15 protein-coding genes are annotated in these 14968 nt (G+C 42.5%); 8 read left to right on the top strand and 7 right to left on the bottom strand.

Annotation, left to right across the window (positions count from 1 at the left end):
- Nucleotides 1–5 precede the first annotated feature (5 nt).
- The 5 genes from MTF66_RS32905 to MTF66_RS32885 all read right to left on the bottom strand — a co-directional run bounded on the left by MTF66_RS32905 (nt 6) and on the right by MTF66_RS32885 (nt 3892).
- Complete coding sequence (locus tag MTF66_RS32905; RefSeq protein ID WP_248529832.1) at nt 6–959, bottom strand: tyrosine recombinase XerC; 954 nt, start codon at nt 957–959, stop codon at nt 6–8.
- The gene (locus MTF66_RS32900) at nt 956–1567 is read right to left on the bottom strand and encodes a DUF484 family protein (protein ID WP_248529830.1); all 612 of its coding nucleotides are present in this window, start codon (nt 1565–1567) and stop codon (nt 956–958) included. Before MTF66_RS32900 ends, MTF66_RS32905 begins: the two co-directional genes overlap by 4 nt.
- Entirely contained in the window at nt 1564–2394 is an 831-nt protein-coding gene (gene dapF / locus MTF66_RS32895) for a diaminopimelate epimerase (protein WP_248529828.1), read from the bottom strand. The genes MTF66_RS32900 and dapF overlap by 4 nt, the downstream gene beginning before the upstream one ends.
- 64 nt (nt 2395–2458) lie before the next feature.
- Entirely contained in the window at nt 2459–3712 is a 1254-nt protein-coding gene (gene lysA / locus MTF66_RS32890; protein WP_248529827.1) for a diaminopimelate decarboxylase, read from the bottom strand.
- On the bottom strand, nt 3713–3892 hold the full coding sequence (locus MTF66_RS32885; protein ID WP_054554660.1) for a lipoprotein: 180 nt from the start codon (nt 3890–3892) through the stop codon (nt 3713–3715).
- A gap of 148 nt (nt 3893–4040) precedes the next feature.
- On the opposite strand from MTF66_RS32885, the gene cyaY reads away from it, so the two are divergent.
- The 8 genes from cyaY to add all read left to right on the top strand — a co-directional run bounded on the left by cyaY (nt 4041) and on the right by add (nt 13664).
- Nucleotides 4041–4364: an iron donor protein CyaY gene (cyaY, locus tag MTF66_RS32880; protein ID WP_248529825.1), complete on the top strand. Its 324-nt coding sequence runs from the start codon at nt 4041–4043 to the stop codon at nt 4362–4364.
- Entirely contained in the window at nt 4361–5017 is a 657-nt protein-coding gene (locus tag MTF66_RS32875) for an alpha/beta hydrolase (RefSeq protein WP_248529824.1), read from the top strand. The genes cyaY and MTF66_RS32875 overlap by 4 nt, the downstream gene beginning before the upstream one ends.
- A gap of 21 nt (nt 5018–5038) precedes the next feature.
- Nucleotides 5039–5929, top strand: a complete 891-nt coding sequence (locus MTF66_RS32870; protein WP_248529822.1) for a DUF2914 domain-containing protein — start codon at nt 5039–5041, stop codon at nt 5927–5929.
- Between the two features lie 36 nt (nt 5930–5965).
- Nucleotides 5966–6904, top strand: a complete 939-nt coding sequence (gene hemC, locus MTF66_RS32865; RefSeq protein WP_054554664.1) for a hydroxymethylbilane synthase — start codon at nt 5966–5968, stop codon at nt 6902–6904.
- Between the two features lies 1 nt (nt 6905).
- Nucleotides 6906–8726 (top strand): uroporphyrinogen-III synthase, encoded by a 1821-nt coding sequence (locus MTF66_RS32860; protein WP_248529820.1) that lies wholly within the window; start codon nt 6906–6908, stop codon nt 8724–8726.
- A complete protein-coding gene (locus tag MTF66_RS32855; protein ID WP_248529818.1) occupies nt 8723–9832 on the top strand; it encodes a heme biosynthesis protein HemY in 1110 nt (369 codons plus the stop codon). Before MTF66_RS32860 ends, MTF66_RS32855 begins: the two co-directional genes overlap by 4 nt.
- A 30-nt stretch (nt 9833–9862) precedes the next feature.
- Nucleotides 9863–12559 carry a CHASE domain-containing protein gene (locus MTF66_RS32850; protein WP_248529816.1) on the top strand — a complete coding sequence of 899 codons (2697 nt, stop codon included), beginning with the start codon at nt 9863–9865 and terminating at the stop codon, nt 12557–12559.
- Between the two features lie 103 nt (nt 12560–12662).
- Nucleotides 12663–13664, top strand: a complete 1002-nt coding sequence (add, locus tag MTF66_RS32845; RefSeq protein WP_248529814.1) for an adenosine deaminase — start codon at nt 12663–12665, stop codon at nt 13662–13664.
- A 9-nt stretch (nt 13665–13673) separates the two neighbouring features.
- On the opposite strand, the gene MTF66_RS32840 is transcribed toward add, so the two are convergent.
- A complete protein-coding gene (locus MTF66_RS32840; protein WP_058585405.1) occupies nt 13674–14090 on the bottom strand; it encodes a CBS domain-containing protein in 417 nt (138 codons plus the stop codon).
- Between the two features lie 145 nt (nt 14091–14235).
- Nucleotides 14236–14949, bottom strand: coding sequence for an NAD(P)H-flavin reductase (gene fre / locus MTF66_RS32835; protein ID WP_058585406.1), 714 nt, complete (start codon nt 14947–14949; stop codon nt 14236–14238).
- Nucleotides 14950–14968 lie beyond the last annotated feature (19 nt).

Raw genomic sequence — 14968 nt, 5'->3', positions numbered from 1 at the left:
AGGGTTTACTCTGATGTTGAGCGCTTTTTAGCGCGTGGATGGGTGTTATCGTACACTTTAGCTAAATGTTGAAAATCTAAATGCGTATAAACTTGAGTTGCTGACAAACTACTGTGTCCTAACAATTCTTGTACGGCGCGCAGATCCCCTGATGATTCTAAGATATGTGATGCAAACGAGTGGCGTAATTTATGCGGATGCACTTGCGAGCTGATCCCTTGCTTAATACCCCATTCTTGCATGCGAAGGCGAACTTGGCGTACGGAAATTCGCTTTTTTTGGCTGCTAACAAACACAGCTATTTCATCAGGGTGTGCAAATTGAGGGCGAATTTTCAGCCATGCTTTTAATGCACTGAGCGCTTTGCTGCCTACAGGTAATAAACGCTCTTTGTTACCTTTACCACGGACTAAAATTTCGCCTTCAGTCGGATTTATATCCTGTATGTTAGCGCTAACTAACTCGCTAATGCGCAAGCCAGATGAGTACATTAATTCCATCATGGCTTTGTCACGAATAGCTAAAGGCTCATCATCTGGCAATTCAAGTAGCTTAGCCATTTGATCTACGTCTAAATTTTTGGGTAAAGGCTTGGAAAATTTTGGTCCTTTAATGGCTTCTGCCGGATTGTGATAATGTGCCTGACTGGCTATATTTTTGGCTTTTAAAAATTTATATAAACTGCGAATACAACTCAGTTTTAAACTGATTGTGCGACCACTCAATTGTTTGCTACGCATTTGCATGCTGTAACGGCGAATATGCTCACCTTGAACAGCAAACCAGTCTTCACATAGTTTACTAAAGTACAAAGCTGCGAAGCCTAACTGGCTCGTGTATTGGTTTACTGTGTGCGCTGAGTATTGTTTTTCGTAGCGTAAGTAGTCTGCAAAAAGTTGGATGGGTGTTCGCCAAGCATCACTTAATTCATTAATGTCTGGCGTCGTCACATCGCTCATGCAAGTTCCAATAAGCGCAGTTGCAATGAGCGCACAAACTCAAGGACAAAAAAGCTGTCTTTTGCCGGTTCGAAGTGATTAACGTCATCACTACCAAACGCCAAAATTGCCACAGGGTGTTTCGTGTTACCAATTAGATATAAAGCAGTCGATTGAGTCGTGTCTGAAAACAGTAAGTCTCTTTCTTGTTGGCTTACTCGACCCAAGTAAATGCCGTCGTTTTGCAGGCGATGAGCAATTAATTCATCATACTTTTTATCGTACTTAACTAAGTGGCATTCGTTAATAGATGGATTAGTGCAGATAATATTGCGCAAATTGCTAGCCAGTGTCGTAAAGTCGTAGTTAGTCCACAACTGACGATGACAGTCGCTAAATAAACGGTAAATTAACTCGTTTTCTTTTGCTTGTTCAACGAGCTGATCAATCTTATTTTTTAATAACGTATTGTGTTCACGTAATTGGCGTTGTTGAATATGTACCAAAGAGGTTGTTCCCGCCGTTTGCTGTTGTAGTTCAACTTCAGCGAGCACATCAGGGTTTTTAATAAAAAAATTAGGGTGTGCTTTTAAATATTCAGCAATTTGTTGTTCTGTTAGTTTGCTCATAATGCCACTTGTCCATCAAAAACATGCTCAGCAGGGCCTGTCATTCGTACAGGGTGGCCTTCGCCTTGCCAACGTACTTGTAAACTGCCGCCTGGTAAGTCAACTTGTACGGTATTAGCGAGCTTACTTTGAATTTGACCAACCACGACCGCAGCACAAGCACCTGTACCACAGGCTAAGGTTTCACTAACGCCACGTTCCCACACTCTTAGTTTAATGTGATCTTGCGAAATTACCTGCATAAAACCAACATTTGCGCGTTGAGGAAAACGCTCATGATTTTCAAGGAGTGGGCCTAAGGTTGTTACTTCTGCGTTGTGAATGTCATCAACTTCTAACACGCAATGTGGGTTACCCATCGATACTGCGCCACTAAATACCGTATGTTCTTCTGTACGAAGAATATAGGTCAACTCACGCTTGCTTGCCTTTAATGGGATTTTGTTCGGTTCAAAATTGGGGTGGCCCATATTTACCGTTACTTGGCCATCTTTCTCTATATAAAGCGTGAGGTTACCAGATTTTGTTGAAACCGAGATTTTATGCTTATTGGTCAGGCCTTTCATACGTACAAAGCGAGCGAAACAGCGCGCGCCGTTGCCGCATTGTTCAACTTCGTTACCATCGGCATTGAAAATTCGATAATGAAAATCGAGATCAGGAGAGTAAGGGGCTTCAACCATAAGCAGTTGATCGAAGCCAATGCCGAAATGGCGATCTGCCAGCTTCTTTATTTGATCACGTGATAAAAAAACATTTTGAGTAATGTTATCAATAACGACAAAGTCATTACCTAGGCCGTGCATTTTTGAAAAATTAACTAACATAACGCTCTAATTCGGGTTTGCTCTGAGCTAATCATGCCACAGAGCAGGGCGGTTATAAAAACGTTTATGGTAAAATTTTCTCACCTTGCCAAAGGCTTTCTAAGGTTTCGCGTTGGCGAATTAAATGGCTTTGCTGGCCATCCACCATAATCTCTGCAACACGCGGGCGTGAGTTGTAGTTTGAGCTCATGGTAAAACCATACGCGCCAGCGCTGCGCTGTGCTAATAGGTCACCGGCTTGAAGTGCAAGCTCACGGTCTTTACCTAAAAAGTCACCGGTTTCGCAAACTGGGCCGACAATATCGTAGTTATGAGTAGGCGTATCATCTGTGCGAGGTTCAACTGGCACAATAGATTGCCAAGCTTGATACAGCGATGGGCGCAACATGTCGTTCATGCCTGCATCAACAATAGCAAAGAACTTATCTTGGTTTTGTTTAATAAACTCAACTTTAGTAACTAAAATGCCTGCGTTGGCAGCAATCGCACGACCAGGCTCAAAAATAAGTTCTAAATCTTGGTAGTTTGCTAATCGAGCGGTAATTTTATCAACATATTCGCTTGGGTGAGGAGGCGTTTCGCCATTATAAGGCACGCCAAGGCCACCACCGATATCTAGGTGAGTTAGCTTGATGCCAACCGCTTTTAACTCTTCGATAAGAGTTAGTACTTTTTCAAGTGCTGCTAAGAAAGGTTTAATTTCTGTTAGCTGCGAACCAATGTGGCAATCTACACCGGTAATTTTTAAACCGGGCAGAGATGCGGCATGTTGATACACCGTCACTGCAGTTTGAATATCAATACCAAATTTATTCTCTTTTAAACCGGTTGAGATATAAGGGTGCGTTTTTGCATCTATATCTGGGTTTACGCGAATCGAAATCGGTGCCACCAAGTTAAGATCCGTTGCCACTTTTGAAATTCGCTCAAGCTCAGCCACTGACTCAACATTAAAACACTTGATCCCCAATTCAAGTGCATAAGCAATTTCGTCAGCGGTTTTTGCAACGCCAGAAAAAACAACCTTACTTGCGTCTCCGCCTGCTTGGATGACACGCGCAAGCTCACCTTTTGAGACGATGTCAAAACCTGACCCAAGTCGCGCTAAAATGTTCAGCACGGCAATATTTGAGTTGGCTTTTACGGCATAGCACACCAAGCTTTTATGTGACTTAGCAGCTTCTGCAAATGCTAGATAATGACGTTCAAAGGTTTTGCGAGAATAGATATAACAAGGCGTACCATATTGTTCGGCAAGTTCTTTGACAGCGATGTCTTCAGCGAACAGCTGATTATTATTGTAGTTAAAAAAGTCCATCTATTGGTCCTGTTTTTGCTCTGGTTGTTCGGATGGATCAGCTTGCGGCTGAGACTTTGCAGGCGGCTTAGTATCATCTGGTAGATAAAGAGCACCACTTTGTCCGCAACCTGCTAGGGTTAGTAGAAGGGCGCTTAGAGGTAAAATGGTTTTTAATTTTTGGCTATGAGTCTCTTTCATTAGATTAATACGGTTGCTGGCTTTATAATCGCAGAGTAACAGAATATTTAAAAAATGCAGCTATTCGCGGATGAATTTATTCCTGTTACACTTGATGTACACAATCTGCCCCCAGATCTAGGCTTAAAGCCAGTTAAAGGACACTAAAATGACTGATCATGAATACCACACACTAGCCGATGCATTAATGCTAACTATTGAAGAGCAAATCGATGAATGTGATGCCGATTTAGACTATGAATCAGCGTCAGGTATTTTAGAAATCATCTTTCCTGATCGCAGTAAAATTGTGATCAACAAGCAAGCACCATTACACCAAGTTTGGGTAGCGACTAAATTTAATGGTCACCACTTTGAACTACGCGACGATAAGTGGATTGATAACCGCTCGGGTGCAGAGTTTTGGCAATTTATGTGTGATGCGGCAACTCGCCAAGCAGGTCAAAAAATTGAATGGCGTTCTGAACTATGAGTTTAGAGTTTGTTGAGTACCCAGCGCAAGGCGCTCACAAAGCAACGGTTATCTGGCTACATGGTTTAGGTGATTCGGGTGATGGTTTTGCCCCAGTTGCTCCGCAACTTGCTCTACCAAAAGAGCTTGGCGTACGTTTTGTGTTTCCACATGCGCCAGTGCAACCGGTCACCTTAAATGGTGGTATGGCAATGCGTTCTTGGTACGATATTAAATCGATGGATTTAGATAAGCGTGCCGATGAGCAAGGGGTTTGCGAATCTGCTGCAAAAGTGGCTGCAATTATTGATCAAGAAATAGCAAATGGTATCGCCCCAAACAAAATTATTCTTGCCGGTTTTTCGCAAGGGGGTGTGGTATCTCTGCACTTAGCGCCACGTCTAGATTATAAATTAGCGGGTGTAATGGCACTTTCAACCTATATGTGTGTGCCTGCAAAATTTGCCGATGAAGCCAAGCAGCAGGGGTTAAATATTTTTATGGCACATGGTCGATTTGACGATGTGGTACCGCATAGTGCAGGCAGACAAGCATTTGACGTGCTTAGCGCTAACAACATGGAAGTAAGCTGGCAAGACTATCCGATGGCGCACCAAGTTTGTGGTGAAGAGTTAATGGCTATTCGTGAGTGGTTAATTGCTCGCTTGAGTTAATTTTTGGTTTTAGAGGCCAACATGACAAAGAAACTTGTAATTACAGCAAATATGAATGCCGTTGAATCGGCAGGTTCAACTCCTACAGCAGTGACTTACCAATGGCATTGGCGACGCATTTTTATGGTTAGCAGTGTTATCTTAGTAGCATTGGCTATTTTAGTGTATAGCTTTACTGGTGCTGTAAATGCTGAACAATCACCGCAAGATGAACCGCAAGCAGAGTTTACAAATGCTGAATTACAAGCTCCTTTAAATGACGCTGAGCAAGAAGAGCCAAAAGAAGTCGATGCTTCGTTAATGAATGAGCAAACACCGCAGGCTGATAGCACAGAAACTGCTGAAGCAGAGGTTGTGAGTTCAAACACTGTAGAACCTGACGTTACAACAATAGAGACTGAGATCGACAGTGAGCAGGTTGTTGATGAGCAACAACCTGAAACACCAGCTGTCACCCTTGATGGTGAAGAAGCACCACAAACTGAACAGCAAGTAGAGATTGCTGCAGCTCCTGATGCTCAGCAGCAGTTTTCGCAGTCAGCGCATATTGCCAGTGTCGCAATTGGCGCTAAAATAGACACAGATAAAGTAAGCCGCGCGGTATTAACAACCGATGTTGTTGATCGAGAACCAGTAAACGTTTTAAAGAACGATGTAAAATTAGCGCAAATAAGCAATAGCCTGAGCTTTTTTAGCGAGCTTAGAAATATGCAGGGGCAAACTGTTCGTCACCAATGGTATTACCAAGGTCAACAGCTTGCTTCGATTGAATTGGCGGTAAGTAGTCCACGTTTTCGTACTTATTCAACGAAAAACATTATGCCAGAACAACTGGGTGATTGGCGTGTTGAAGTCATTGACGCAGATGGCAACTTACTGGCCCAAAAAGAATTTAGAATTTTAGCTGAGTAATATTTAGTATCAGCCTGATAATTAATTGGATTTTTCATGACACAGACAACAAAACTAGTTCGTATCGCTACCCGTAAAAGTGCACTTGCTTTATGGCAGGCTGAATTTGTAAAAGCTCAACTAGAGCACTTCCATGACGACGTAACGGTAGAGTTGGTTCCTATGTCGACGCAAGGCGATATTATCCTTGATACACCACTGGCCAAGATTGGTGGTAAAGGCTTATTCGTAAAAGAGCTTGAGCAAGCCATGCTTGATGGTCGTGCCGATATTGCGGTGCATTCAATGAAAGATGTGCCTGTTGAGTTTCCTGAAGGTTTAGCGTTACACACAATTTGTGAGCGTGAAGACCCGCGCGATGCGTTTGTATCAAACAACTACAAAAGCTTAGATGAGCTACCACAAGGCGCTATTGTTGGTACATCAAGCTTACGCCGCCAATGCCAAATTCGCGAAGCTCGTCCAGATTTAGACATTCGTGATTTACGCGGTAATGTTAATACGCGTTTAGCAAAGCTAGATGATGGTCAATATGATGCAATCATCTTAGCTGCAGCGGGTCTAATTCGTTTAGAAATGCCTGAGCGTATCACGGCCTTTATCGAGCCAGAGGTATCATTACCTGCAAATGGTCAAGGTGCTGTGGGTATTGAGTGCCGTATTGATGATGAAGTGACAAAAGCACTGTTAGCGCCACTCGAACATAATGAAACACGTATTCGTGTTAATGCTGAGCGTGCTATGAATCGCCGTTTAGAAGGTGGTTGCCAAGTGCCAATTGGTGCATTTGCATTGGTTGATGGTGAGCAAGTGCATTTACGTGGTTTAGTGGGCGCTATTGATGGCAGCCAAATGCTGCGTGATGAAGTGACAGGCCCAGTGGCTGACGCAGAGCAGTTAGGTATTACACTTGCTGAAAAACTACTTGAGCAAGGTGCTGATAAAATTTTAGCTGAAGTATATAGAGACGCTTAATATGCATATTTTGATAACTCGTCCAGAAGGAAAAGGCACCGAGCTTGCTCTTGAGCTTCAGCAGGCGGGTTATCAAACAACCCTGTGTCCAGTTCTTACCTTAGATTACCTCACAGTAAATAGTAGTGAGCTCGCGCCGCTAGAAAATGCCGATAAAATCATTTTTATCTCGCAAGATGCCGTGCATGCCTTGTTAAAACTCACACCAACCATCAACAAAGCAGCGCAACTTTATGCGGTCGGTCAGCAAACGGCTGATGCGGTTTATGAAGCCTTTGGGCGACGAGCCGCAGTGCCCAAACAGCATGATTCAGAAGGTCTGCTTGAATTAAAAACACTACAAGATGTTGAACTAAGTAACATCGTTTTAGTGAAAGGTGAAGGTGGGCGCACGACCATAGCGAAAACCTTAAAACAACGTGGTGCTTTATTAAATCAGTTGGTTGTTTACAAGCGGAGCGCAATTGAGAGCGAACCGAGCAAGTGGATGGACCACTGGCAAACAATTGATGTAGAAGGTATAGTCATTACCAGTAATGCAGCGGTGGATGCCATTTTTAATGGCCTAAATGAGCCTCAGCTTGCATGGTTGAAAGAGCGAAAATTTTTCGTTGCCAGTGAGCGTATCGCTGACTATTTAAAGCAACAAAATGTCGCAAGAACACAGATACATATTGCTGCAGGGGCGAGCGACAGCGCTATGTTCACCTGCATTAATCAGCAAGGTAGCAAAATGAGTGAAGCAGAATCAAAACAACCCGCAAAGCCAGTGACTGCAAAGCCAGAGAAAAAAGCGCAAACGGCAAATACTGGGGCGAAAGCGCCTGTACAAGCTAAAAGAGGCATCAGCAAAACAGGTAGCTTAGCGTTACTTATTTCACTTTTAGTGGCTGGTGCAGTTGGCTATGAGTTTTATCTAAAATTAAATAGCGATCAGCAATCGGCTGTGGCATTGACTGAGCTGACAGATGAAAACCTACGCTTACAGCAGCAAATAGATGCATTAAAAAGTGCCCAACAAACAATGCAGCACTCGCTTTATAACAGTGAACAGAAGGTCACTGATGCACTAAATGAAAGTGCTGAGCAAACACAGCAGCAATTACAAGCGGCTTTAAAGCGCGCCGAGCAGCAAACTTTCACGCTTAATCCGCAAGAAGTCACAAGCCTGCAGCGTATGGCCGAGTTTAAATTGTGGGCAGAGCACGATTACCAAGGGGCTGCTGCTGTGCTATCTCGCTTAGATAGCTTACTTGCAGAACACCCGGGTACAGGCGCTATTCGCCAAGCAATTCACCAAGATTTACAAACCTTGAATGCCATTGAACCTGTGGCTGTTGAAGCAATTTATTTAAAACTGCATGGCATTAATCAAAAAGTTGATGAACTGGTATTTAATGCTATTTCACTCCCTGAAGAGGTCGTCAAAGAAGACCCAAATCAATTAAGTGAAGATGTTAGTGAGTGGCGTCAAAACCTTGCGAAGTCGTGGCAGCAGTTTAAAGACTTCTTTGTAGAAGTGCGCACACGTGAAGATATGGTTATCGCACCATTTTTAAGTGAGCAAGAGCGTCACCTAGTAAAACAGCGCCTGAGTTTATATTTAGCTCAAGCACAAGATGCTGTATTAAGTAAGCAAAGCAGTGTGTATTTTAGTGCTGTTGATGCTGCTCATAGCCTGGTAAAAGATTACTTTAAACAAGATGATGCGCAAACAAAAGCGGCTTTAAAAAGCCTTGCTCAGCTTTCTAAAGAGCAGCTCAATTTTAGTCCAAAAGTGTCACTACAAAGTACTGAGCAGGTGAAGGAGTGGGCACAATGATCCGCTTTTTATTAATCATTATTGCAATAGCAGTCTGCTTAGGGATTGCCCCTTTTTTTATAGATCAAAAGGGTTATGTACTAATTGCCTTTAATAAAACAACCATTGAAGGGACTATTTGGGGCGTTACTGCACTTTTAATATTGGCATTCGCTGCACTGTTTTTACTTTATAAGCTTTGCCGTTACGTAATATCTTTATATAGCCATACACGCCATGGTTTCTTTGCGCGCAGTGAAGAGCGTAAACAAGCGGCTATTGAGCAAGGTGTATGGAGCTTAATTAATAACGATTATACGGAGCTTGAGCTTGCACTTGATAACAACAGTGTTGCACAAAAGTGGACCGATATACGTTATGCGCTTCTTGCTAAAGCGGCACTGACGAATAATGAAAATGAAAAAGCAATCAGCTATCTTGATAAAATAAGCCAAGATAAGCAGCTGAAAGTGGCTAATTTATGGATTGCTAGCGGCGAAACCAGCACTATCTTTGCTGACCTTAAAGCGTTAGCTGAGCGTAAAAAAGCCTCTCGTTTAGAGCTTAAAATGTATGCCCATGTTTTAGTGCAAGAGCAAAAGTGGGCGGCACTTAATGACTTTATGCCACGTTTATTACGCAAAAAAGCTCTTTCTGAGCAAGAGTGGCAACAATTGTTCGACCGTTACTTTGCAGCTCAGTCAAACGGAGATTTAACTGAGCGTTATGAGCAATTAGCCAAAAACTTGAAGCCACACGCAGAGGTAAGCTATTTAACGGCGATGGCGAAGGCAGGTGAGTTAAACAAAATTGAGCTAAGCTTAATTAAAATGATCAAAAAACCGCTACAGCATAAAGATTTAGCACGTATTTTACGTACTAGTAGCGCTGGCGATGCACTCAAGCTGCAATCAAGTTTGCAGGATGTATTAAAAAAAGACACCGAAAATACAGACTTATTACTAGCCCTTGCATGTTTAGCAAATGCTCACGGTGAATACGACTTAGCCGCGCGAGTGTTTGATAAAGCGCTTAATGCAGATAATCGCCATGCTTATTTGCAGCAAGCGGTGCTAAGCTACAGTAAGAGTGCCCAACCAGAAAAAGCATTGGTACTCTATCAATAATTTTACTCCAGCCAGCAAAGGAGCGATGGCTTGAAGAACTTATTTACACTGACAATAAGCATTGCACTTGCTTACTTTCTTACAGGGTACTTAAGTAATTCATTGCTGGCTATTGATGGCTATGCGGTTGCAGCATGGCCGCCTTCAGGTATTGCGCTTGCCAGTATCTTGCTACTTAGAAACCGTGCCTTGCCAGGGGTTCTGCTAGGGGCATTCTTTGTAAACCTTATTCATCTTGATAAAGCCACTGATATTTTTCACTGGCAAATGATGCTGCAGGCAATTGGCGTAACAACTGCATCTACATTCCAAGCTTGGCTTGCCTATTACATTATTATTCATGTCGTTAAACGCCCGATTGAATTATCGTCATTAAAGCAAAGTATGCTTGGTTTAATGATTGGCGGCCCTTTGTGTAGCTTGATTGCTGCATCAATTGGCACCGGCTTACTGGTCATTAACAATGTTATTCCGAGTTATGCGGCGCTTAATAATTTTATCGCATGGTGGATTGGCGATAGCATTGGGGTACTGATATTCACGCCATTAATTTTAGCGGCATTTAGTTACCATCATACTCGCCAACGGCTGCAAATCATTGTGCCGTCGCTATTAATTTACGTGGTTATTTGTGTCAGCTTTTATGGTGCAGCCAGTGTAAAAAAAGACAAAGACTTACAGCGCCAGCAAGCTAAAGTCAGTGCAATTCACACGAACCTTGAGCATAAAGTCGATGAAATTAAGTCGCACTTAGCCTTACTCGCAACTTTTTTTGCTAGTAGTGACATGGTTGATTTTGACGAATTTAAACGCTTCACATCAAGGCAACTACAATACAGCGAAGAAATTCTTGCCCTTGAGTGGGCACCTAAAGTGATTCACTCACAATTAAATAATTATCAAAATCTACTGCGTGATGAACTTGGCGCTGACTATTACGTGAAAGAAAAAAATGCTGCTGGGCAGTGGCAGCCGGTGAGTAAGCGAACGGTGTATTTCCCAGTGCAATATATTCATCCTTTAGCAGGGAACGAACCAGCAAAAGGCTTTGATTTAGCCTCAAACGAGTTACGTAAACAAGCGTTAACTGACTCTCGGTTAATTAAGAATGTCACCGTCAGTGAGCCTATTACCCTGATGCAAGGTGATGGTAACGAAAAGGGCGTTTTATTCTTCAACCCAGTTTATTCAGACATTAATCACCAGGTCGGATTTAGAGGTTATGTTGTCGCCGTGGTCAATTTAGAAGTGTTAGCACAAACACTTAATTTTAATCAGAACACTGATATCGATGCCAGCTTCTATGACGTTACTGACGGCAGTAATCCTGTCGAAATTTACAGCCCACACCGTGTAGGTACAACAGCTATTGCGAGCTTCAACTTTATTATTGGTGAGCGCGTTTGGCAGGTAAAATTATGGGAGTCAGTTGCACAGTCGTCATGGTTGCCTTATTGGTTGGCGCAAATAGTCGGTATGCTGTTTGTTTGGTTATTGATCACCTTTTTGATTTCTGTAACTGGTACTAATATTCAAATTCGTCAGCAAGTGGCAAAGCAAACTCAAAGCCTTCGCGAAGAAAAATTAAAAGCCGATAAAGCCAGCCAAATTAAAAGTGAGTTCTTGGCGAATATGAGCCATGAAATACGCACGCCTATTAATGGTATTAAGGGTTTGCATTATTTAGCAATGCAAGAGCCTGACTGGCAACAAGCGCGTGGTTATATTGATCAAGCCGATGGTGCACTGAATGTACTATTACGGGTGATAAATGATGTTTTAGATTTTTCTAAAATAGAAGCTGGGCGATTGGAGCTACATCAAGAGCCTATTGATGTGAATGCGTTGGTTAGTGAGTTGACTAACTTATTGCAATTTGAGCTTAATTCTCGCTCTTTAGAATTTAGAGTTGAGCTTGATGCTTCTGAACACTTACTGATCCACACCGACCCAATTCGTTTAAAACAAGTATTATTGAATTTGTTAAACAATGCGGTGAAGTTTACTCAAGAAGGCACGATAACATTACGCATTTGGCAGCAGGGTGAATTTACTTACTTTAGTGTTATTGATACAGGCATTGGCATCAGCAAAGAGGCCCAGCAGCGCCTGTTTAAACCATTCTCACAAGCTGATAGCTCAACCTCTCGTCGCTTTGGTGGCACAGGTTTAGGCTTGAGTATTTGTCAAAAACTCATTGTTATGATGGGAGGCGAGATAAGCCTTCGCAGCTCTGAGGGGCAAGGTTCAACGTTTACAATTTCGCTGCCATTTGAGTCCCCTCTTGAAGAAGTGATTCATAGTGATGACGAGTTAGCTGATATCGATGTGACTGCTGTTTCATTTGCCGATGATGCAATCTTATTGGTTGAAGATAACCCATTGAATCAACATGTGGCGAGTTCGATTTTAAAAACTAAAGGCTGCCAACCTGATATCGCTAAAGATGGCCACGAGGCTATAAAGATGATCAGTGAAAAAAACTATGACCTTGTACTCATGGATATTCAAATGCCGAATATGGATGGCTTACAAGCGACTAAGGTTATTCGTAATGAGTTGCTGATCACCGATTTACCGATTATTGGCTTATCGGCAAATGCCCATGATGATGACCTTAAGAAAGGTTTAGCCAGTGGTATGAATGGTTATTTAACTAAACCAATTGATGCAGAAAAACTTTTTAAGACTTTGTGGCATTTTTTGCATAATGCTAGCAGCCATTAAAGCAGACATTTGACCTCTAAAAAGTAAAGAAAATCATCTAAACTTGAAATATCGCCGCGGGTACGTATGATCCGCGCAAATTTACTGAACCTGAGTGCTAATTATGATCAATAACAAACTCCCTTTGCTTGATATTCACCGTCATCTAGATGGTAATGTTCGCCCACAAACGATCTTAGACCTTGGTCGTCAGTTTAATCTTGAGTTACCTGCTGACAACATTGAAGCGCTTATTCCGCACGTACAGGTTATCGACCCTGAACCAAATTTAGTGGCGTTTTTACAAAAGCTAGATTGGGGTGTAAAAGTATTGGGTGATTACGATGCTTGTCGTCGTATTGCTATCGAAAATTTTGAAGATGCGATTGCCCAAAACCTCGATTACGTTGAGCTTCGTTTTAGCCCATATTATATGGCGCAAAGCCAAGGCCTACACCCGCAAGGTGTTGTCGAAGCGGTGGTTGATGGTGTAAAAAGTGCGTGTCATAACGCACCAATTAAAGCTAACTTAATCGGCATCATGTCGCGTACATATGGCACCAAAATCTGTCAGCAAGAGCTTGATGCACTTCTTGCTTTTAAAAATGATTTAGTGGCTGTTGATTTAGCTGGCGATGAAATTGGTTTCCCGGGTGAGCTATTTGTTGATCACTTTAAACAAGTTCATGATGCATACTTAGCTGCCACGATTCATGCCGGTGAAGCGCGAGGTAGCGAAAGCATTTGGCAAGCAATTAACGAGCTTGGTGCAACGCGTATTGGTCATGGTGTAAAAGCGATTGAAGATGCTGCACTAATGGATTACTTACGTGATAAGCGCATTGGTATTGAGTCTTGCTTAACCAGTAACATTCAAACCAGCACTGTTGCTGAGCTTGCAAAACACCCGTTAAAAACCTTCTTAGACCATGGTATTTTGGCATCAATTAATACTGATGATCCAGCAGTTGAAGGTATTGAAATAGCGTATGAGTATCAAGTAGCAGCACCTGCGGCAGGCTTAAGCCAAGCCGATATGGAAAAAGCGCAAGCTAATGCGCTTGAAATTGCTTATTTAAGTGATGCAGATAAAGCTGCTTTAAAACAGTTAGCTGCTAATCGTTAAGCAGCTAACTTACACTTGGTGCTCTTGGCATGAGACATAGTTTTCATACAATGCCTTGAGCACGTCTGCTCGGCTGATCATGCCAACAACCTTACCATCCTCGATAACCGGGTAGTTTTTTGGCTTACCAGTTTGCATACCATCTGCCAGCTCAATGATGTTTTGATCGCTACTTACGGTAACAACATCGGTGCGCATTAGCTGTTTTACCTTCACTACACCATCACAGAAATAACTGTTTTGCATGAGCGGTTGCAGCAGCTCTTGTTCAGAAATAAAGCCAACTAGGCTTTTGTTGTCATCGAATACAGGTGCGCCTAGTAATTTAAACTTTTGCAGCTCGCTAATCGCGGTGGTCATTTCAGTTTCAGGCGTAATGTGTGGCAACTTACGTTGCATAAAGTCTTGTACTTTTGTATTTAGCATTTGGGTCTCTCCCCATCGTTATTCTAATCAGAGTATGGTCAAGGAAATGCAGTTTGTGAAATCGTTTAGACGGATTAAGGCGATAGGAAAAACAAATAAAAAAGGCATCCAAGTGGATGCCTTAAAAATAACCTGTATGAGTTAGTTATTTAATGAATGCAAATGCATCGGCGTACATGTTCTCACGTACCGCACCATGATTAATAAAATCATCGCGAACTACGCCAATCATGTCAAAGCGTCCTGCCATGTAAATATCGTATGGTTCTAAAGACACGATATCTTCCATAACAGCCTTGTGGACGTAACCGGTTTTGCCAGTCCAGCTTTGTGGCGCATTTTCAACTACTGGAATGTATTGGAAATGTGGGTTGCTGTTTGCCCATGCTTGCATTTCATCATGAGCATAAAGTGCAGCTTGCTCACGTACACCCCAGTAAAATAATACAGGACGCTCACAGCCAATTTCAGCAAGGTGATCAGCCATTGATTTGGCATAAGAAAAGCCTGTACCGCCAGCAAGTAGAATAATTGGGCGCTCACCCTCAACTCGCAGCTGTGATACACCTAAGCCCACTTCAACATTAACTTGCTGTTGCTCTGTATGAGCTTGACGTAAATGGTCAAGCGCTTGCATTGCATACGAATCAGCACCCGCGGCACCAATGTGTAGTTCAATCTGTTCAGTTTGCGACGGTCGGCTTGCAATAGAAAAGGCACGCTTATCTTTTTCGCCTAATACAAGTTGCATATATTGGCCTGCCTCGAATGACACAGGTTGCTGTGGTTTCAAAATGACCTTATGTACATGGTCTGTAAGCGGGCTGATCGCAACAACGTCAGCGAGTAGTGTTTGCATAGTTTACCTTTATAAGCAC

It is taken from the genome of Pseudoalteromonas sp. 2CM39R, assembly GCF_023161845.1.
Note: the sequence above shows the minus strand (reverse complement) of the source record. Positions and strands in the feature narration are given on the sequence as shown.

Excerpts from the sequence above, each read along its gene's own strand:
- MTF66_RS32905 (WP_248529832.1), bottom strand. The coding sequence starts at position 959 with ATGAGCGATGTGACGACGCCAGACATTAATGAATTAAGTGATGCTTGG.
- MTF66_RS32900 (WP_248529830.1), bottom strand. The coding sequence starts at position 1,567 with ATGAGCAAACTAACAGAACAACAAATTGCTGAATATTTAAAAGCACAC.
- dapF (WP_248529828.1), bottom strand. The coding sequence starts at position 2,394 with ATGTTAGTTAATTTTTCAAAAATGCACGGCCTAGGTAATGACTTTGTC.
- lysA (WP_248529827.1), bottom strand. The coding sequence starts at position 3,712 with ATGGACTTTTTTAACTACAATAATAATCAGCTGTTCGCTGAAGACATC.
- MTF66_RS32885 (WP_054554660.1), bottom strand. The coding sequence starts at position 3,892 with ATGAAAGAGACTCATAGCCAAAAATTAAAAACCATTTTACCTCTAAGC.
- cyaY (WP_248529825.1), top strand. The coding sequence starts at position 4,041 with ATGACTGATCATGAATACCACACACTAGCCGATGCATTAATGCTAACT.
- MTF66_RS32875 (WP_248529824.1), top strand. The coding sequence starts at position 4,361 with ATGAGTTTAGAGTTTGTTGAGTACCCAGCGCAAGGCGCTCACAAAGCA.
- MTF66_RS32870 (WP_248529822.1), top strand. The coding sequence starts at position 5,039 with ATGACAAAGAAACTTGTAATTACAGCAAATATGAATGCCGTTGAATCG.
- hemC (WP_054554664.1), top strand. The coding sequence starts at position 5,966 with ATGACACAGACAACAAAACTAGTTCGTATCGCTACCCGTAAAAGTGCA.
- MTF66_RS32860 (WP_248529820.1), top strand. The coding sequence starts at position 6,906 with ATGCATATTTTGATAACTCGTCCAGAAGGAAAAGGCACCGAGCTTGCT.
- MTF66_RS32855 (WP_248529818.1), top strand. The coding sequence starts at position 8,723 with ATGATCCGCTTTTTATTAATCATTATTGCAATAGCAGTCTGCTTAGGG.
- add (WP_248529814.1), top strand. The coding sequence starts at position 12,663 with ATGATCAATAACAAACTCCCTTTGCTTGATATTCACCGTCATCTAGAT.
- MTF66_RS32840 (WP_058585405.1), bottom strand. The coding sequence starts at position 14,090 with ATGCTAAATACAAAAGTACAAGACTTTATGCAACGTAAGTTGCCACAC.
- fre (WP_058585406.1), bottom strand. The coding sequence starts at position 14,949 with ATGCAAACACTACTCGCTGACGTTGTTGCGATCAGCCCGCTTACAGAC.